Raw genomic sequence first — 18,546 nt, forward strand, 5'->3', positions numbered from 1 at the left:
TCAGTGGTGGATCGGGCGGTGCGTGTGCGTGAGGCGGTCGCCCGTGCCGCCCCAGCGCAGCGCGATGATCTCCGCCATGATCGCCACCGCCGTTTCCTCCGGAGTACGGGCGCCCAGATCGAGGCCGATGGGGGAGGAGAGGCGGGCGAGGGCGGATTCCGGGAGGCCCGCCTCGCGGAGTCGGGTCAGGCGGGTGTCGTGGGTGCGGCGGCTGCCCATCGCGCCGATGTAGCGGGCCGGGGTGAGCAGGGCGCGTTCGAGGAGGGGGACGTCGAACTTCGGGTCGTGCGTGAGGACGCAGATGACCGTGTTCTCGTCCACCGGGTGGTCCTCCAGGAAACGGTGCGGCCACTGGACCACCAGCTCGTCCGCGTCGGGGAACCGCTTGCGCGTCGCGAAGGTGGGGCGGGCGTCGCAGACCGTGACGTGGTAGCCGAGGAACTTCCCCATCCGCGCTACCGCGCTCGCGAAGTCGATCGCGCCGAACACCAGCATCCTCGGCGGCGGGGCGAAGGACTGGACGAATACGGCGAGTTGGTCCATGCGCCGCTCACCGTCGTAGCCGACGCGTACGACTCCGGTACGGCCCTGCGCGAGCATGCCCCGGGCCTGGTCGGTGATCGCCGCGTCCAGACGTTCGCCGCCCAGGGTGCCCGACGGCCCGGCCGCGTCCGGGGTGATGACGAGGTTTCCGGCCGGGGGCGGAGGTGGCGGCGGGGCCGGGGCCGGAGGTGTGGCCGGGGGTGTGTTTTCGGGGAGTACGGATGCCACCGCCACCGGGCGGCCCGACGCGATGCGGTCCAGGACGGCCGGCAGTTCGGGGAAGTGCTCGTCGTCGGCCGGGCGTACCAGGATCTCGATCGTTCCGCCGCAGGTCAGCCCCGCCTCCAGCGCGTCGTCATCACTCACCCCGTAGGTCGCCAGCGCCGGTTCGCCCGAGGTGAGCACCTCGCGGGCCAGCTCGTACACCGCGCCCTCGACGCATCCTCCGGACACACTGCCGCACACCTCGCCGCTCTCCGCGACGGCCATCGCGGCCCCGGGCCGGCGGGGCGCCGACCTCCAGGTCCGTACGACCGTGGCCACCGCGAACCGCACCCCGGCCGTGTGCCAGGCCGCGAGGGATTCGGCGATGTCCCGCACGGTGCTCCCTTCGCCGGACCGGGCGACCGGTCTTTCGCCGGGCGGGGCGACCGGTGGTGCTGGGCGCCCTGAGCGCCACCCTAGGCCGCCCCCGGGTTTTCGCATCCCGGCGTGAGAGTGAACGCGGCGTGCAGCGCGCGGGTGTGGTCGACCCGCCGTACCGGACCCGTCAGCCGTACCCGGGCCGTCAGCCGGACATCGGCGCTGGAGGCGCCCAGACGCAGCTCCAGGTCGCCCGGCTCGACCCTGCGGTGTCCGTCGCGGCCGGTGAAGGAGGCCAGGTCGGCGGGCACGCGTACGCCGATCTCGGCCCGTTCGTCCGGCCCCAGGGGGACCCGCAGATAGCCGATCAGCCGCTGGACCGGCTGGACGACCGAGGCGACCGGATCGTGCAGATACAGCTGCACCACCTCGGTGCCCGCCCGGTCGCCCGTGTTGTGGACCGTGAAGGACAGCCGTACGGAACCGTCCGTACCGATCTCCAGCGGCTCGCCCGGCTCCAGGCCTGATGGGCCTGACAGGCCCGACCAGGCGAACGAGGTGTACGTCAGACCGTGCCCGAAGGCGAAGGCCGGGCTGGGGTCGATGCTGGAGACCTCGCTGACCTGCGCCAACGGGGCCGCGAGGTACGTGGACGGCTGGGCCCCGGGCAGCCGGGGGACGCTCACGGGCAGCCGGCCCGAGGGGTTGATCCGGCCGCTGAGTACGCCCGCCACGGCCGGTGCGCCCTCCTGGCCGGGGAAGAAGGACTGCACAATCGCTCCGGCAGCTCCCGACAACGCCGTTGTCCCCGCTGCCCCCGCCGCGCGGCCCAGTGCGTACGGGCGCCCCGCCAGCAGTGTCACCACCACCGGCGTACCGGTGTCGAGCAGCGCGTCGAGCAGCTGTCCCTGTACACCGGGCAGGGCCAGGTCCTCCGCGTCGCAGCCCTCGCCGCTCGTACCGCGACCGAACAGTCCCGCCCGGTCGCCCAGCGCGGCGACCACCACGTCCGCGTCGCGGGCCGCCCGTACCGCCTGGGCGAAACCGGCCGTGTCGGGCGAGTCGATGCCCGCGCCCGGCACGGTGACGATCTCGGCCTCGGGGAACTCCGCCGTCAACGCCTCCCGCAGAGTGGGCAGTTCGATGCCCGCCGGGGTGTCGGGGTGCTGCGTTCCCACGTGTACGGGGAAGGAGTAGCACCCCAGGACCGCCGTGGGCGTGTCGGCCTGTGGGCCGATGAGCGCGATACGGGCCGGGCGGTCGAGTGGGAGAGTTCCGTCGTTGTGCAGGAGGATCACCGAGCGTTCCGCCAGACGGCGTGAGATGTCCCGGTGTGCGGGGGAGTTGAGGTCCACGGTGCCGCGCAGTCCCTGACCGTCGGCCGGCCCGCCGACCCGCGTGGACACCCCCGCCAGCGCCGTCGGTACCGGCGTCCAGCCCGGGTCCAGCAGCCCCAGCTCCGCCTTCTGCGTCAGTACGCGGCGCAGCGCGCGGTCGATCATGGACTCGGGCAGCTTCCCGGCGGCGACCGCGTCCCGCAACGGCGCTCCGAAGGTCTTCACCGTGGGCAGTTCGATGTCGACGCCCGCGATGAGGGCCGCCGAGGCGGCCGCGCCCCAGTCGGGGGCGACCCGGTGCAGTGTCTTGAGGAAGGCGATGCCGAAGTAGTCGGCCACCACCGTGCCGTCGAAGCCCCAGGTGTCCCGGAGCAGACCGGTCAGCAGGTCCTCGTCGGCGGCGGAGGGCACCCCGTCGGTGTCGGTGTACGCGTGCATCACGGACCGTACGCCGCTCTCCCGTACCGCCATCTCGAACGGCGGGAGGATGACATCGGCCCGCTCCCTCGCGCCCATGCCCACCGGTGCGAGATTGCGGCCGCCGCGCGAGGCGGAGTAGCCCGCGAAGTGTTTGAGGGTGGCCACGATTCCGGCGGACTCCAGGCCCTGGACGTAGGCCGTGCCGACCGTGCCGACCAGGTAGGGGTCCTCGCCGATGGTCTCCTCGACCCGGCCCCAGCGGGCGTCGCGCACCACGTCGAGTACGGGGGCGAGCCCCTGGTGCAGGCCCACCGACCGCATGTCGCGGCCGATCGCGGCCGCCATCTCCCGTACGAGATCCGGGTCGAAGGCCGCGCCCCAGGACAGCGGGACGGGGTAGGTGGTGGCTCCCCACGCGGCGAAGCCCGCGAGGCACTCGTCGTGGGCCATGGCGGGGATGCCGAACCGGTTGGCCACGACGATACGTTCCTGGGTGCGCATCAGCGACAGGGCGCCGAGCGCGGGGTCCACCGGGACCGTGCCGAACGGCCTGGTCAACTGGCCCAGACCAGAAGGCAGTAGCTCGTCCAGCGACGGCGGGCAGTCCATGTCGTGCTGGTGCGGGGCGACTTCGGCTCCGTCTTCGGAGGCTCCGGCCCACAGGCCGTACAGCTGGGCGAGTTTCTCCTCCAGCGTCATGGTGGTGATCAGGTACTCGATCCGTTTCGCGCGGTCCTCCGGAGTGGACGCGCCGGGGTCGGTGCCGGTGCTGTTTCCGGCACTGCTTCTGGAGCCGGAGTGGGTATCAGCGGTCGTCACGTTGTCGATCACTTTCCTCCGACGCCCATCAGCCCCTGGACCAGGGCGCGGCGGGCGAACAGGTAGACGAGCAGGACGGGCAGGGTGGACAGGACCACGGCCGCCAGCAGGCCGGGGATGTTGATGCCGTACTGGGTCTGGAAGTTGTACAGCCCCAGGGTGAGCACCTTGGTCTCCTCGGACTGTGTCAGGACGAGCGGGAAGAGGAAGCCGTTCCACGCCTGGAGCGCCGAGAACACCACGATCGTCGCGAGCCCGCTCCTGGACAGCGGTACGACGAGCTGGAAGAAGACCCGCCGGGTGGTCGCCCCGTCGATGGCCATCGCCTCGAAGAGTTCGTCGGTGATGTCACGCATGGTGCCGGTGAGGATGAGCGCGCAGACGGGCAGACAGAAGGCGGCGGTGGGCAGGATGACGCCGATGAGGTTGTCGTACAGACCCGCCGTGCTGATCACGTAGAACATCGGGACGATCACCGCCTGGGCGGGGATCGCCAGCCCCAGCAGGAAGAGGCGGAAGACACGGCCGGTGGCGCGGCCCCGGTTCCGTACGATCGAGAAGGCCAGCGGCGGTACGAGCAGCAGCACGATCACCACGACGCTCGTCGTGACGACCATGGTGTTGAGGAAGTAGCGGCCGAAGCCGTTGGAGAAGTCCTGTGTGTAGTTGGACAAGGTGACGTTCTCGGGGAACGAGAGCGGGCCGCCCGCGCTGTAGTCCGGCCGGGTCCGGACGGTCGCGCCGAGCATCACGTACAGCGGCAGTGCGACGAGGCACAGCCACAGCAACACACCAACGCCCGCGAGGTAGTTGGGGCGCGGCCCCGATTGCTGCCTCGTCCCCGGGTGGTGTCCCGCCATCGGACCGCGCCTCATCACAGGCCCTCCGCGCCTCATCACAGGCCCTCCGCGCCCCATCACAGGCCTTCCCTCGTGCCGGCCATCTTGTCGTAGCCCGAAACCCGCACCACGATCAGCGAGATGGCCGTCGCGACGAGCACCAGCATCAGCGCGATCGCGGCCCCCGCGCCGAACTCGAAGCCCTTGAAGGCCTTTTGGTACATGTAGAAGGCGCTGATGGTGGTGTCCGTGCCGGGGCCGCCCTGGGTCATGATCAGTACGGTGTCGAAGGTCGTGAGCCCGCCGACCACCATGAGGATCACCGACGTGATGATGGAGTTGCGCAGCTGCGGCAGGGTGATGTGGAAGAACTGCCGTACGGTCCCGGCGCCGTCGATCGCCGCCGCCTGGTAGAGCACGGCGGGGATCGCGCGCGTCGCGCCCTGGTAGATCAGCGCGTGCAGCGGGGTGAACTGCCAGGTGCTCACCAGCACGAGTACGCCGATCGCCCCCGTGCGCGAGCCCAGGAGGTTGCCGTCCCCGAACAGCCAGCGTGCCTGCGCCGGTACGCCGAAGTTGGGGTCGAGCAGCGCCCGCCAGAGCACGGACACCGCCGTGGCGGACAGCAGCAGCGGTACGAAGAAGACCGCCGAGAGCACGGCCCGGTTGCGCTGCGGGCCCGCTGCCCAGACGCCCAGCAGGAGGGACAGCGGTGTCTGGGTCGCCACGCCCAACGCCGTGAGCAGCACACTCAGCCAGAGGCTCTTGATCATCACCGGGTCGTGGGCCAGCGCGGCCCAGTTGTCGAGGCCCGCGAACTGAGGCGATCCGAGCCCGCTCCAGCTGGTGAAGGACAGGACGGCGACCAGCACCAGCGGCACGATCGCGAACAGGGCGAAGAACAGGGTGGCGGGCAGCGCCCAGCCGATGCCGGGGCGGGCGACGCCCTGGTGGGCCGTTGCCGGGCGCGCGCCGGGCGACCGCTGCCGCCCCTCCTTTTCCTTCGCCGGTGGTGCGAGGGGAGCCATGTCGGACGTCACCATGTCGGACATCGCCCTCAGCCGGTGGTCAGGGCCTGCATGGCCTTGATGAATCCGTCGGCGTCGGTCTGCCCGTTGAAGAACTGCTGGACGGCCTGGTGCAGTGGCGTGGCGTTCGTCTGGAGGTAGGCCTGGTCCCACGACAGCTGGAACGAGGACGCCTTGTCGACCAGGTCGAACTGGTACTTCAGATAGCCCGGGTTCTCGGCGGAGTCCAAGAACTTCGAGGTGTTCGTGGTGGTGGGCAGATTGCCGATGGCCAGCTGCTCCTTCACGAATTCGTCCGAATACATCAACGTGAGGAATTTCGCGATGTCTTCGGCGTGCTCGGTCTTCTTCAGCACCGAGTAGAAGTTGTTGGTGTTGCCGACGACGGCGGCCGGGTCGCCCTTGCCGCCCTCGACGCTGGGGAAGGCGCTGTAGCCCAGGCCGTTCTCGGCGAAGTCGGGATTCGCGTCCTGGACGGTGGAGTACTCCCACGAGCCCATCAGCTCGAAGCCCGCCTTTCCGCCGGCCAGCAGCGCGGGGGAGCCGCCGTCGGTGAACTTCACGGAGTCGTAGTTGGTGCCGAACGCGCCCGCGTCCACCAGTTCCTTGAGCATGCTCAGCGCCTTCTTGCTGTCGGCGCTCTCCCACACGCCGGTGTCGCCCGCCAGGGCCTTCTCGATCAGCCCGGGACCGGCGATACGGTCGTAGAGATACTCGAACCACATCAGGGTGGGCCACCGGTCGCCGCCGCCGAGGGCGATCGGCGTGATGTCCTTGTCCTTCAACTTCCTTACGGCGTCGAGCAGTTCGTCCCAGGTCTTCGGCGGCCGGACGCCCGCGTCCGCGAGCACCTCGCTGTTGTTGAAGAGCAGGACCGGCTGGGTGCCGCGCATGGGGACGCCGTACGCCTTGCCGTCGACCACCGCCGTGTCGAAGACCGACGGCAGGAATCTCGGCTTGAGCCCCTGGCCGTCCGGGCCCAGTTCGTCGAGCGGCAGCAGCAGATCCGCCTTCACGAACGGCTGGATGCTGCCGCCGCCCCAGTTGAAGAAGACGTCCGGAGCCTGCGGGGTGTTGATGATGGTCTGGAGCTTCTGCTGGTAGTCCGCGCCGGGGACGGTGTCCAGCACCGCTTTGACCTTCGAGGCCTTGTTGAACGTCGCGACGATCCGCTTCTCCACCTTGTTCGCGGCGTCGCCGTAGACGAGCACATGGAACTCCTCGGAGCCACCGGAGGCGCTGCCGCCACCGCCGCAGGCCGCCAGACTCAGTCCCAGGACGAGCGCCACGCCACCGGCGACGGTCCGGGAAAACCGTGCGCGTGTTGTCATCGTTCGACCTCTCGACGTATCGAAAGTATCGGCGACTTCGCCGAAAGTATTATGGCGAGTGACCGTAGGACTCCGCCCCGGAGCGGTCAACAGTGCGGTCGTCGCGCGACCAAACCGTTACCGAGGGCAGGTGGCCTATCCTTCAGCCCATGCGTGATGACAGGAGTGCGGGCCGGGTCACTCTGGCCCAGGTGGCCTCGCAAGCCGGGGTATCTCTTTCGACAGTTTCGAAGGTCCTCAACGGGCGCCCCGATGTCTCTGCCCCCACCCGGGTCAAGGTGGAGGAGCTGCTGGAGGAACACGGCTACCGGCGCTCCACCCCCAGCGCTCCCGAGGCGCCGCTCATCGAGATCGTCTTCCACGAGCTGGACAGCACCTGGGCGATGGAGCTGATCAGAGGGGTCCAGAACGTCGCCAAGGAGACCGGCGTGAGCGTGGTGCTCACCGAGACCGGCACCCGTCACTCACCGGGCGCCGACTGGGTGGAGGGCGTGCTGCGACGGCGCCCGCTCGGTGTCGTCCTGGTCTTCTCGACGCTCCCGGACGACCTCAAGAAGAAGCTGTGGTCCCGGGCGATCCCCTTCGTCATCATCGACCCGGCCGGCGATCCGGAACCCGATGTGCCCTCTGTCGGGTCCGCCAACTGGGCCGGCGGACTCGCCGCCACCCGGCACCTCACCGAACTCGGCCACCGCAGGATCGCCGTCATCACCGGCCCCCAGGACATGCTGTGCTCACTGGCGCGCCTCGACGGCTTCCGCTCGGCCATGGGTATGGCCGGTCTTGAAGTGGACCCGGCGCTCGTACGGTTCGGCGACTTCCACGTCCGGTCGGGGAACGCGCACGCCATGGAACTGCTCCAGGGCCCCGACCGGCCGACCGCCGTCTTCGCGGGCAGCGACCTTCAGGCACTGGGCGTGCTGGAGGCGGCCCGGGTGCTGGGGCTCCGTATCCCGGAGGACCTGTCGGTCGTGGGGTACGACGACATCCCGTTCGCCCAGTGGTCCAGCCCCGCCCTGACCACCGTGCACCAGCCGCTCGTGGAGATGGCGGAGGAGGCGGCACGGATGCTGCTGCGCCTGCGGCGCTCCGACCAGGCCGACGCGCGTATCGAGTTCGGTACGCGGCTGGTCGTACGGGACAGTACGGCGCGGCTGGAGCCGGTGGACACGGCCTGAGGCTCTCCCGTGATCCCCGGAGGGCGCCAGGGATCACGGGACAGCCCTTGGATGATCAATTCCAAGGGTTCAGTGATCACCGCGACTCACGGACGGCCTCCACCGCCTCCCGGACGTCGGGGTGCGAGTCGCCGGCGAGACCGTCCAGCAGTTCGGCGATCCCGGGAGTGGACCAGCCGGCGACCGCCCACACCAGGTCCTCGCGCACGCCGGGGTCCGGGTGGGCGGCAAGGCGGGTCAGTTGGACAAGCGGGCCCCGTCGACGCATGCCGAGCCAATGCAGTGCCTCACGCGGCTCGGCCGGGTCTCCGGGGTCGCCGGCTGCCGCGACCCTGGCGAGCAGTACTTCGGCCGGTGGCGGCGGCCCGTCAAGCGGATGCGGCAGCCGCTCGCGCAGGCGCCGCGCCCCGTACCCTCCCCTCACCCGGCATCCGTAGCAGGTGCAGGGGCGGACGCCGTGCGCGTCCGGCCGGTACCGCCAGCCCACGACCTGGGGCGCGGTGCGGATCCGGTGCACTTCGCGCGGCCGGATCGCCCGAGGTACGAACACCTCCCACCCTCGCGGGTCGCCCAGTGAGGCGATCCGCCGCACCGCCTCGGCCGCGGGAACGGTGGACCGGGCGTCCCGGGTCCGGTCCGTATAGCGCCCGGCCAGCACGGGCTGATCGTCGTCCAGCCGTACGTGGACGGCCACAAGCCCGCCCCGGCTACCGAAACGGGCCAGTTCGCGCAGCCATTGGTGGGTGAGGGTGTACGACGGCAGCACCGGAAAGCAGTACACCCCGCGCGCACCGCCTTGTCCCCGGCTCGCTGCCCGGATACCGGACCGTCGGATGCGCTGCGCGTTCGCCGCCGACGTCAAGTGCACGAACATCGCCATGGCCGGGCATATTACTGACCGACTGCGATCACTCAGCATCCAGCAGGGTCTCTTGCCTGATCACACGTTCGGCGAACCATCGGAGGGCTTCTCTCGCCACATCGAGGTCGAAGCGCTCCGGGCCGGTCAGGAGGTTCAGATGGAGCCCGTCGATCAGCGCCAGAACGCGGGTGATGTGCGCGTCGACCTCGCCTGGCACCACGTGTCCCTGGTCGGCGAGCGTTCCGAGCCACCGCTGGAGCACCTGCGCGGACGAGTGGTGCCCGCTCTCCAGCAGCCCCCGTACCGCAGGCAGGGGCTCCGGGCCCAGGGCGAGCCGGTACAACTCGAACCAGCCGCCCAGCACCGCCTCCTGATGCTCGGCCGGAGGAAGGAACTGCACAAGGCACTCGTACAGCCGTTGGACCGGATCGCGTGTGTCGTCCGCGATGTCCAGGTCGTCGAGTGACCCGCTGACGAGCGCGACCGCGACGGCCTGGTGCAGGTCGGCCTGCGAGGGGAAGTAGTGGCGCAACGTCGTCGGCCCGATACCTGCCGCGTTCGCGACCGCCCGCACGCTCAGGGCGCCGATGCCCCCGGCCTGCGTCAGCCGTAGGGCCGCTTCGATGATCTCGTCCCGTCTAGACATGTGCGCATCCTAGTACGTCGTGCCAGCACACCGTACCGGTACGCTGTACTGGTACGGTGTGCTGGCACAGCGTGCCAGGGGTGGTGCCCGCGCACTGACCCCCGCACCGGCACCTCTCACTCATCACAGCCGGACCACGGAACGGGAAGCACCATGTCGAACGACTACCTGAGCCCTGCCCCCGCGGCGGCGTCTGCTGACGCACTGCCGGAGCGCACCACGAAGCGGCCCGGATGGCCCGAGATCGCCGGAGCGACGGTGACGTACGCCGCCCTCGTCGGCGCGGGTATCGCCGTGATCGTCTCGATGTCCGACGAGCAGGCCGTCGCCCGCGGGATCGTGAGCTACGCGGTGTCCGCGCTGGCCGGACTCGGCGCGTTCGGGATCGCCGTCGTCCTCCGCGTCCGGGACCTGAAGGCGTTCGGCCTGCGACGAGTGGCCGGGAAGTGGCTCGTGCTCGGGGCCGCGCTCGGGGCCGGCGCCTTCCTGCTGAACATCGTGGTGGCGATCGCCTACGCCCAGATCTCCGGCGACACCAGCAACCCCCAGGGCGATTACCGTGCCGCCGCGAGCGGGGGAGGGCTCTCGCTCGTCCTCACGTTCCTCTTCGGCGCGATCGCCACCCCGATCGGGGAAGAACTCGCCTTCCGCGGCGTACTGGCCAACGCGCTCGGGCGCTACGGCCCCTGGGCCGGCGTCCTCGCCAGTTCCGCGGTCTTCGCCCTCGTGCACGGCGTGAACGTCATCCTGCCCATCGCCTTTGTGGTCGGTGTCGCCGCCGCGCTTCTGCTGCGCAAGACCGGATCGGTGTGGCCCGGCGTGTGCGTCCACGTGGCCAACAACGGGATAAGCGTGCTGGTGCCCGCGCTGTTGGCGCTCTCCGGCACCTGAGCGATCGCCTGGAATCCGGGGGCGAAGCGCTGTCCGTCACGAAACTCGACGTTGATCATTTCGTACGGAGGGAGCCCGGCCGTACGGCAGAGCGGATGGGGGAGGTGTTCCGGGCCGGGCCGCGCGTACGAGTCATGGGCCACACTGGAAACATGTGCCGCAGCATCAAGACCCTCCGTCCGCCCGTCCTCCCCGAAGAGGCCACCGAGGAGGACATCCGGGCCGCCGCTCTCCAGTACGTACGCAAGGTCTCCGGCTTCCGTGAGCCGGCCGCGCACAATCGCGAGGTCTTCCAGCGGGCCGTCGACGAGATCGCGGCGTCGACCGCGAAGCTTCTCCAGGACATCGAGGTCCGGGGATCGGTCCGCTCGGTGAAGTCCGACTCTCCGGTGAGCCAGGGCACCTGAGCGTATGAGCGGGCGTAAGCGCCTACGCGGCGGGAGCCGCCGTCACCGTCGTCGGCTGTGCGGTCGCCGCCGACGGACGGCGTATGACGTACGCCGCCAGCGCGCCCGCCGCGAACAGGGCCAGTACGGAGACGGCCGCGCCGACCCAGCTCGCGCCGAGCCACTGGCCGCCGAAGTAGCCGAGACCCGCGCTGTAGCCCGTCCATGCCACACCCGCCAGCACCGACCAGGGCAGGAAGTCCTTCACCTTGCGGTGGGCCGCGCCCGCGCTCAGTGAGACCACCGAGCGGCCGGCCGGTGCGAAACGGGCGATGACGACCAGGATGCCGCCGCCACGGCTGAGCGCGCCGCCGAGGCGTTCCTGCGCGGTGGTCAGCCGGCGTGAGCGGGCGATGGCGCGGGTGAGCCGGCCGCCGTCGCGCCGGGCGAGCCGGAAGGCGACCAGGTCGCCGAGTACGGAGGCGACCGCCGCGCACACCATCAGGATCAGCAGGGACGGCACCTCCTGCGGTACCTGTGCGACCTTGCCCGCGGCTCCGGCCGCCGCGCCCGCGACGCTGGTCGATCCGGCGGCGGCCGCCGTGGCGGTCGTGATCACCAGGACCCCGCTGGGCAGTACGGGGAGAAACACATCGAGCAGTACGGAGACGGCCACGACGGCGTAGATCCATGGGCTGCCGGTCAGCAGCCCCACACTCTCCAGCACTTCTGCGACTCCCCCGGCCCGGTCCTGTGACAGCCGCGGCGTCGCGGGAGCGGCAGGGGCGGGTGTCGCCGTACAGCGTACGCCTGTGCGGTGCGCGGAGATCGTCCGGGGCGGTCGAAAACGGCGCCCGGACCCTCGACTCGGGTCCGGGCGCCGTCTGTTTCCACTGCTACTTCTGCTCGGGTGCTACTTCTGCTCGGGCGTCAGGCCGCCACCGCTGTGCGCTGTTCCTCCCGCTTCGCCTCGGAGCCGCCGGAGCGGGAGGCGAACAGCTGGTCCAGGGCCATCGCCCCTGGGCCGGTGAAGACGATCAGCAGGAAGGCCCAGCAGAACATGGCGGCGGGCTCGCCGTTGTTCTCCATGGGGAAGAGGCCGTCCGGCTGATGGACCTTGAAATACGCGTACGCCATGGAACCGGAGGCCACCAGGGCCGCTATGCGTGTGCCGAGGCCCAGCATCACCAGGACGCCGCCGACGAGTTGGATGACGGCGGCGAACCAGCCGGGCCACGTGCCGGTCGGCACGGTCTCCTTCTCGAAGACGCCGAAGAGTGAAGCCGCTCCATGGCAGGCGAAGAGCAGCCCGACGACGATGCGGAAGAGTCCGAGCGCGTAGGGCTGGGCGTGATTGAGACGTGTGTACATGGGGGGTTGTACTCCTTCGATCATTGGTCTGGACCGACGAGGAAGCTCCCCCCATACGTTAGGCAGGCCTAATCTATGCTTGCAAGTTCAACATTCTGTCGAGGGCCAATTTTCGCCGGATATTCCACTTCGTCGGCGACCGGCCTTCGCAAGATGGCACGTGCCACCGCGTCGGAGTCCGAGAGCATCACGGAGCCGACCCCCGGCCGGGCTCCCGCCGCGGTTACCCAGTGCACCCCTTCCGTGGGCACTCCGAGGACGAACCTCCTTGAGTGGGGCTCCCCTTGACGGTCAATCAGCAGATATGGCCGCCGTGTTACATCCAGTCCACCGGTCTCGTAACCACCGATATGGTGCGGTCGGCACTGGCCGGTCTTCAGCAGTCGCGACAGCAAAGGATCGCTACTGCGCCGAAGGTCCGGTTCGGGCAGTCGTGCCTCCACGAGAGTGGTCGCGCGGATCACCGAACCCGGCACGTCGAGCGACTCGGCGACAAAGGCGCCGTCCCGCGCCTGTACCGACGTCCGCGGGCCGATCACATCCAGCACGCCCGCCTCGACCAGGGCCGCCATCTCCTCGATGCGGCGGCGCGGCGGACCGATGGAGAGGAAGGCGTTGAGGGGGGTGTACCAGCGGTCGAGGTGGTCGCGACGAGAGGTGCCGGAGATGCCCGCGTGGTCCACGATCAGCCGCACCTCGTTGCGCAGATCGCGCAGTACGTCCAGCGCGGCCTTGACCGGACCCGCGACATTGCCGAGTTCGGCCTGCGCCGCGTCCCTGCGCAGATGGGCCAGCAACCAGGCACGATGATCCGCCGGATCGCGGAAGTCCGCCCCGTCGTACGGCCGCGCGATCCCGTCCCAGGACCAGCGGTCCGCCGGTGCGATCCCCGCGTCGTCGAGAACGGCGGCCTCCTGCGGGCTGCCGTGGGGCGCCGCGAGGAAGCGGTCGAGCACGCGCGCCCAGTCGGCCGGAGGGCGGCCTTCCGCCGTCCATGTCGTCCGGTAGAAGACCGCCTCCACCTCCTTGGCGATGAGCGGCCATATCTCCGCGAGGAAGTCCGGCGGGTCGCCCTCGTCCGCGCGCTTGCGGAACACCGCGATCACGCCCGGGGTCAGCAGGAGCGGCAGATGCCGGCCGGACGGGCCCTTCGCGTTGTCCCCGCGCGCCTGGTACGGGACCCCGCGCCGCGACCCCGCGTACAACTGCGGCTCCCGGCCGGACGGGTGGTATACGAGTACGCCGTCGGCGTCGCGGCTGAAAATACCGCCGCGACCGGCCGTCAGCAGCGCCATGTGGTCGAAGAAATTCAGCCCGAGTCCGCGCAGCAGCACCGGTTCGCCGGGGGCCACCGAGGAGAGATCGACATCGGCGGGGTTGGCAGGTGGCAGATAGCGAAGCCGGTGCCGGGCCGCGTACTCCGCGAGGGTCACCTGGGTCTGGCCGGAAACCACCGGCAGATGGCCCTGCGCGAGGACCACGGCACAGAGGCCGGAAAGCGTCGTGCCGTTGTCCAGGGTGAGCGTCTGGGTGGGGCGGTACGGTGCGGACATGCCGCACATATCGGCCGAAGCGGGAGACGGGGTGTGGGTGCGCGGTGAGGCGGAGGCGCCGGACGGGGTGAAGGGGCGGGAGGGGGTGGGGGTGTTGATGTCGTCATCCAGACGGACCGCGCGGGCCCGGTGGACCTCGACCGTCACATTCGCCGGGGCGCCCTCCACGGTCATGCGGAAGGCCCACTCCAGATAGCGGCCGTACGCGGCTCGGCTCGGATAGTCGTCGGGGCCGAGCCGTTCGCCGGGGCGGTTCGCGGCCCACTCGTACAGGCTCGGCCCCGGACATATCGGCCCCTCGCACTCGACACTGTCGTCGGTGAAGACGGTCACCTGCGAGGCCACCGTGTTCATCAGCAGCTCGGCCGACTGGTCGGTACGCCAGACACGGCCCGCGCCCGGCGGCTCGGGGTCGATGACATGCACGGTCAACGGGGTGTCCGGGGCCAGTTCGGGCACGGACGCGCAGAGTCTTTCCAGGACCGAGGTGCCGCGAGGACCGGCGCCGACGACGGCGAGAGAGCGGGGCAGGGGCTGCCGTACAGCGGACAAAGCAGTGACTCCCGGGGCATCTGGGGTGCTGGAAGCGGATGGTCCGATCATCATGCCGTTGGTGTGCCATGAGTTCGAACCCTTGGGTGAAGGATGACCCCGTGTGGGAAGCGTCACGACTCCGGGTAAGGGCGTTCGGAATCAGGTGATATGGGCGGCCTCGGGGGGTGCTGTGCCGTCAGTTCGTCAGGCGGATGTCAGGGGCCGCTCCTGTACGGTCACCAGCTCCGCACCGCCGTCCCCGGTGCGGGCGTGGTCCAGCCGGAGGCCGGCCGAACGGCCCCGCATCGTCAGTGTCATCAGCTGATTCCCGAACCATGGCCCGCCCGTTCTGCCCCAGTTGACCGAGGACGGCCCGACCCGTCCGTGCCGGATCAGGGCATGTCCCAGGCGTCTGCCCAGCCGGCTCCAGCCGAAGCGGAAACCGAGTTTCATATAGGCGGGGACGGAGTTGTGCACCGGGGAGCAGGTCAACTGGAGGACCCGCGCGTCCGGATCGCCGGCCGGCCACGACGGTTCGGCGATATACGCGTGGTGCACATCGCCGGACAGGACGCACACGGTCGCCGGGGCCCTGGGGCCGCTGCCCGCCTCCGCGATGAGAGCCGCCAGCTCCTGGAAGGAGTCGGGGAAGGCGGCCCAGTGCTCCAGATCGGCCGCTCGGCGCAGCCGTTCGCCGAAGCGCGCCCAGCGCGGGCCGCGTTCGCCGTGGCAGAGCGCGGAGTTCCAGGACTCCACGTCATGGATGAAGGGCGGGAGCAGCCAGGGCAGTGAGGTGCCGATGAGGAGATGATCGTACGGCCCCTCCGCCGGGGCTCGCCCGTCCGCCGCCGGGCCCCGGCCGTCCAGCACCCGGTCCCGGCCGTCCAGCACCTGGTCCCGAACCCACCGCGCCTCGCCCTCGTTGAGCATCGCGCGGTGCTGCTCGTCCAGTACGCGGGCGGCGCGGGAGTCGACCATCAGCAGCCGGGTGCGCCCGAAGTCGCGCCGGTAACTCCACCGCGTGTACGCCGGGTCGCGGTCGGCCTCGGAGGCGAACCGCCGCAGCAGGTCGGTGCCGTCGGGCTCCGCGCGTACGGCCGCGTACAGCTCGTCCCCCGCCAGTTCGGCGGGGGTGAGATTGCCGAGGTGCTGGTAGACCCAGTACGACATCAGCCCGCTGAGAACCCGCTCCTGCCACCAGGGCTCGGCGCGCATGTCCGCCAGCCAGGCGGCGCTGGTGTTCCAGTCGTCGACCAGATCGTGGTCGTCGAAGATCATGCAGCTGGGGACGGTGGAGAGCAGCCAGCGTACGTCGGGGTCGCTCCAGGACTCGTCGTAGAGGTGGGTGTACTCCTCGTAGTCCGCGACCTCCGCGCCCGGCGGCTCGCTCAGGTCCCGGCGCCCGGCCATCCGGCGCTGGGTCGTCTTCGACGTCTCGTCCGCGTACACCTGGTCGCCGAGGAGCAGCAGGACATCGGGGCGTGTCGCGTCGGGGTGGGCCGCGAGGTGGGTCGCGAGGGTGTCCAGCGCGTCGGGGCCGACGGGGTCCGGTTCGCCGTGGGGCGGGGAGGCCCAGCGGCAGGAGCCGAAGGAGACGCGCAGCTCGCCGGGGACCGTCCCGGAATCCGGGGCGGTGTCCGGTCCGGGGCCTGGGGACGGGAGGGCGGCGGGGGTGTGGATCGTGCTCGGCGGATACGGGGAGTCCTCGGGCGGCCAGACGCGGCGGCCGTCGAGGAGCACGTCGTACGGGGTCGCGGTGCCGGGGGTCAGGCCGGTCACCGGGATCAGCGCGTAGTGGTGGCCGGCGATGTGGAACGTACGGGATGTGCCGTACGCGCCGTCCTCGCAGCGGACCTCCGCCGTGGACGGCCGGTCCGCCTCGACCCAGATGGTCGCCGTACCGTCGCCGTCCCAGTCGACGTAGCGCAGTAGTGGTCCCAGGCGCAGTCCGGTCATATGTGCCTCCTCCGTCGTTCCGTACGGTACGGAACGACGGAGGAGGGCGGGCAGGGGGGCGGCCGTCGGCGCTCAGGAGTCGTTCAGAAACCGCTCAGCGCCTGGCCGGAGCCCGTGCGCGGACGCTCAGCAGCCGCTCAGGGCGCTGCTGAGCGCGGTCTTCTCGGCGGAGTCGACCGTCATGCCGTAGTACTGCTTGACCTGCACCCACGCGCGGACGTAGGTGCACTTGTAGGCGGTGCGCGGCGGCATCCACTCCGCCGGGTCCTGGTCGCCCTTCGACTGGTTCACGTTGTCCGTGACGGCGATGAGCTGCGGGCGGGTCAGGTCGTTGGCGAACGCCTGCCGCTGCGAGGTGCTCCAGCTGCTGGCGCCCGACTTCCAGGCCTCGGAGAGCGGCACCATGTGGTCGATGTCCACGTCGGACGCGGCGGTCCAGGTGTCGCCGTCGTACTCCGAGTACCAGCTGCCGCTGGTGGCGGCGCAGGCGGAGTCCTGCTGGACGTTCGAACCGTCGCGCTTGAGCACGACCTCGCGGGTGTTGCAGGCGCCGGACTGGGTGATCCAGTGCGGGAACATCTCGCGGCTGTAACCGCTGGAGGAACCTTCCGCCTGCACGGTCAGCTGGCCCAGGTAGGTACGGGCCGTGGAGGCGCTGATCGGGGTGGGCATGGCGGCCTGCGCCGTGGGGGCGGTGAGCAGGGTGGTGGCGGTGGCGAGGGCCGCCGATGCGGCGAGGACGGCGATACGAGGCATGCGACGCGCGTAGATGGCTGACATGCGAACTCCCTTGGGGGGTGGGGGACGAACCTGACCTGTCCGTGCGTGGCGGGGCTTTGGCTCGGGCCGTGCGGCGCGGTGGGCCCGGCCGCCATCGTGGCGGCGCCGGGTTTCCGTGGGGTGGGCGCCAGGTAACAGGGTGGCGACATGGGCACGTCACATCAAGGGGGCTGAGGCGCCGAGGTTGTTCTGATGGAGCGGCAATTGGGGTCTATCGGGGCAAGGTTGGCGAGGTGGGAGCGGGTGGCGGCCGGTATCGGCGAGGCCTGGCGCGGTCTTGATGCGCGGGGGCGCGGGGGCGGGGCGTGCGTGGGGCGCGGGGTGGGGCGGTGGGCGAGGGGGCCGGGGTGAGGTGTGCGCGGGGCGGTGGGCGAGGTGCCGGGGCGGTGCGTGCGCGAGGTGATGCGTGCGCGAGGTGATGCGTGCGTGCGGGGGGTGCTTGCGTGCGGCGGTGCATGCGCGGGGCGGTGCGTCGCTCGGGTGGTGGCCGGGATGCCGGATGGGCGTGGGCCGGTCGCCGGGATGCGGGACAGACGTGGCGCGTGGCGCGGGGCGCGGGCCGGTGGCCGGGATGCCGGATGGGCGTGGGCCGGTGGCGCGTGCCGGACGTGCGTGGGCCCGGTCGCCGGGATGCCGGACAGGCGCGGGTCGGTGGCCGCGGCGCGGGCCGTCGCCGGGGTGCGGCATAGGGTGGCCGCGTGCTGCTTCGGGTCGATATCACGTTCGGGGTCGTCCTCGGCCTGCTGCTGATCGTCGCCGTGGCCGTGGCGGCTCTCGCGCATCTCGGGCGGGCCCGCGAGATCGCCGTCGCGGGGGTGCGGGCCGCGCTGCAACTCGGCGCGGTCTCCTTCGTCATCGGGTGGGTGATCGGTTCCGTACCGCCGCTGCTCGGTTTTGTCGCGCTGATGTTCGCGGTCGCCGTACGGACCGCCGGGCGCCGGGTCACCGCGAACGGGACGTGGTGGTGGACCGCCGTGCCGATCGCGGTGGCGGTGGGCCCGGTGATGGCCCTGCTGTTGCTCACCGGAGTCGTACCGGCCAAGGGCATCGCGCTGATCCCCGTCACCGGCATCCTCATCGGGGGCGCGCTCACCGCGACGGTGCTCGGCGGCCGGCGCGCGCTCGACGAACTGCACGCGCGCCGGGGCGAGGTCGAGGCGGGGCTCGCGCTCGGTCTGCCGGACCGGGACGCCCGGATGGAGGTGGCGAGGCCGGCGGCGGCCGACGCGCTGCTGCCGGGGCTCGATCAGACCAGGACGGTGGGGCTGGTGACGTTGCCGGGCGCGTTCGTGGGGATGCTGCTGGGAGGCGCGTCACCGGTGCTGGCGGGGGCGGTGCAACTGTTCGTGCTGGTGGCGCTGATGGCGGTGCAGGCGGTGGCGGTGAGCGTGGTGCTGGAACTGGTGGCGCGGGGCCGCATCGACCGGGACGGCTGAGGTTCGCGGGCGGGCGCGTCGGGGCGCAGGGAGCGTGAAGGCGCCGGGCGTGCG

16 protein-coding genes are annotated in these 18,546 nt (G+C 70.9%); 4 read left to right on the forward strand and 12 right to left on the reverse strand.

Translation table 11 applies throughout. From position 1 onward, the window contains the following. The 5 genes from ACIOJD_RS09540 to ACIOJD_RS09560 form a co-directional block, all read right to left on the reverse strand. Positions 1–1,143, reverse strand: coding sequence for an XdhC family protein (locus ACIOJD_RS09540; RefSeq protein WP_401910287.1), 1,143 nt, complete (start codon positions 1,141–1,143; stop codon positions 1–3). 80 nt (positions 1,144–1,223) lie between these two features. Further along, positions 1,224–3,581 (reverse strand): beta-glucosidase, encoded by a 2,358-nt coding sequence (locus ACIOJD_RS09545; protein WP_401911678.1) that lies wholly within the window; start codon positions 3,579–3,581, stop codon positions 1,224–1,226. A 128-nt stretch (positions 3,582–3,709) separates the two neighbouring features. Next, on the reverse strand, positions 3,710–4,576 hold the full coding sequence (locus ACIOJD_RS09550; protein WP_401910290.1) for a carbohydrate ABC transporter permease: 867 nt from the start codon (positions 4,574–4,576) through the stop codon (positions 3,710–3,712). A 41-nt stretch (positions 4,577–4,617) separates the two neighbouring features. Further along, on the reverse strand, positions 4,618–5,568 hold the full coding sequence (locus ACIOJD_RS09555) for a carbohydrate ABC transporter permease (RefSeq protein ID WP_401910292.1): 951 nt from the start codon (positions 5,566–5,568) through the stop codon (positions 4,618–4,620). A 29-nt stretch (positions 5,569–5,597) separates the two neighbouring features. Then, positions 5,598–6,899 carry an ABC transporter substrate-binding protein gene (locus ACIOJD_RS09560; protein ID WP_401910294.1) on the reverse strand — a complete coding sequence of 434 codons (1,302 nt, stop codon included), beginning with the start codon at positions 6,897–6,899 and terminating at the stop codon, positions 5,598–5,600. A gap of 149 nt (positions 6,900–7,048) precedes the next feature. Here ACIOJD_RS09560 and ACIOJD_RS09565 point away from each other — a divergent pair, with 149 nt between their 5' ends. Then, positions 7,049–8,077, forward strand: a complete 1,029-nt coding sequence (locus ACIOJD_RS09565) for a LacI family DNA-binding transcriptional regulator (RefSeq protein WP_401910296.1) — start codon at positions 7,049–7,051, stop codon at positions 8,075–8,077. A gap of 76 nt (positions 8,078–8,153) precedes the next feature. On the opposite strand, the gene ACIOJD_RS09570 is transcribed toward ACIOJD_RS09565, so the two are convergent. Continuing rightward, the gene (locus ACIOJD_RS09570) at positions 8,154–8,957 is read right to left on the reverse strand and encodes a HEAT repeat domain-containing protein (protein ID WP_401910298.1); all 804 of its coding nucleotides are present in this window, start codon (positions 8,955–8,957) and stop codon (positions 8,154–8,156) included. 28 nt (positions 8,958–8,985) lie between these two features. Then, entirely contained in the window at positions 8,986–9,585 is a 600-nt protein-coding gene (locus ACIOJD_RS09575; RefSeq protein ID WP_401910301.1) for a TetR/AcrR family transcriptional regulator, read from the reverse strand. A 153-nt stretch (positions 9,586–9,738) separates the two neighbouring features. On the opposite strand from ACIOJD_RS09575, the gene ACIOJD_RS09580 reads away from it, so the two are divergent. Then, positions 9,739–10,476 carry a lysostaphin resistance A-like protein gene (locus ACIOJD_RS09580; protein ID WP_401910303.1) on the forward strand — a complete coding sequence of 246 codons (738 nt, stop codon included), beginning with the start codon at positions 9,739–9,741 and terminating at the stop codon, positions 10,474–10,476. A gap of 152 nt (positions 10,477–10,628) precedes the next feature. After that, complete coding sequence (locus ACIOJD_RS09585) at positions 10,629–10,883, forward strand: DUF2277 domain-containing protein (RefSeq protein ID WP_401910305.1); 255 nt, start codon at positions 10,629–10,631, stop codon at positions 10,881–10,883. A 22-nt stretch (positions 10,884–10,905) separates the two neighbouring features. Here ACIOJD_RS09585 and ACIOJD_RS09590 read toward each other — a convergent pair whose 3' ends face one another. From ACIOJD_RS09590 to ACIOJD_RS09610, 5 genes are all read right to left on the reverse strand, one after another. After that, entirely contained in the window at positions 10,906–11,589 is a 684-nt protein-coding gene (locus ACIOJD_RS09590) for a DedA family protein (protein ID WP_401910307.1), read from the reverse strand. Between the two features lie 203 nt (positions 11,590–11,792). Further along, positions 11,793–12,233 (reverse strand): DoxX family protein, encoded by a 441-nt coding sequence (locus ACIOJD_RS09595; protein WP_401910310.1) that lies wholly within the window; start codon positions 12,231–12,233, stop codon positions 11,793–11,795. 68 nt (positions 12,234–12,301) lie between these two features. Further along, entirely contained in the window at positions 12,302–14,389 is a 2,088-nt protein-coding gene (locus ACIOJD_RS09600) for an FAD/NAD(P)-binding protein (protein WP_401911680.1), read from the reverse strand. Positions 14,390–14,524: 135 nt separating this feature from the next. After that, on the reverse strand, positions 14,525–16,276 hold the full coding sequence (locus ACIOJD_RS09605; protein WP_401910312.1) for an alkaline phosphatase D family protein: 1,752 nt from the start codon (positions 16,274–16,276) through the stop codon (positions 14,525–14,527). 126 nt (positions 16,277–16,402) lie between these two features. Continuing rightward, positions 16,403–17,056, reverse strand: a complete 654-nt coding sequence (locus ACIOJD_RS09610) for an HNH endonuclease family protein (protein WP_401910315.1) — start codon at positions 17,054–17,056, stop codon at positions 16,403–16,405. A 698-nt stretch (positions 17,057–17,754) separates the two neighbouring features. Here ACIOJD_RS09610 and ACIOJD_RS09615 point away from each other — a divergent pair. Continuing rightward, a complete protein-coding gene (locus ACIOJD_RS09615; protein ID WP_401910318.1) occupies positions 17,755–18,492 on the forward strand; it encodes an ABC transporter permease in 738 nt (245 codons plus the stop codon). The last annotated feature ends 54 nt before the right edge of the window (positions 18,493–18,546 follow it).

Origin of the sequence: Streptomyces sp. NPDC088116, assembly GCF_044741745.1 — a bacterium.
Taxonomy (GTDB): domain Bacteria; phylum Actinomycetota; class Actinomycetes; order Streptomycetales; family Streptomycetaceae; genus Streptomyces.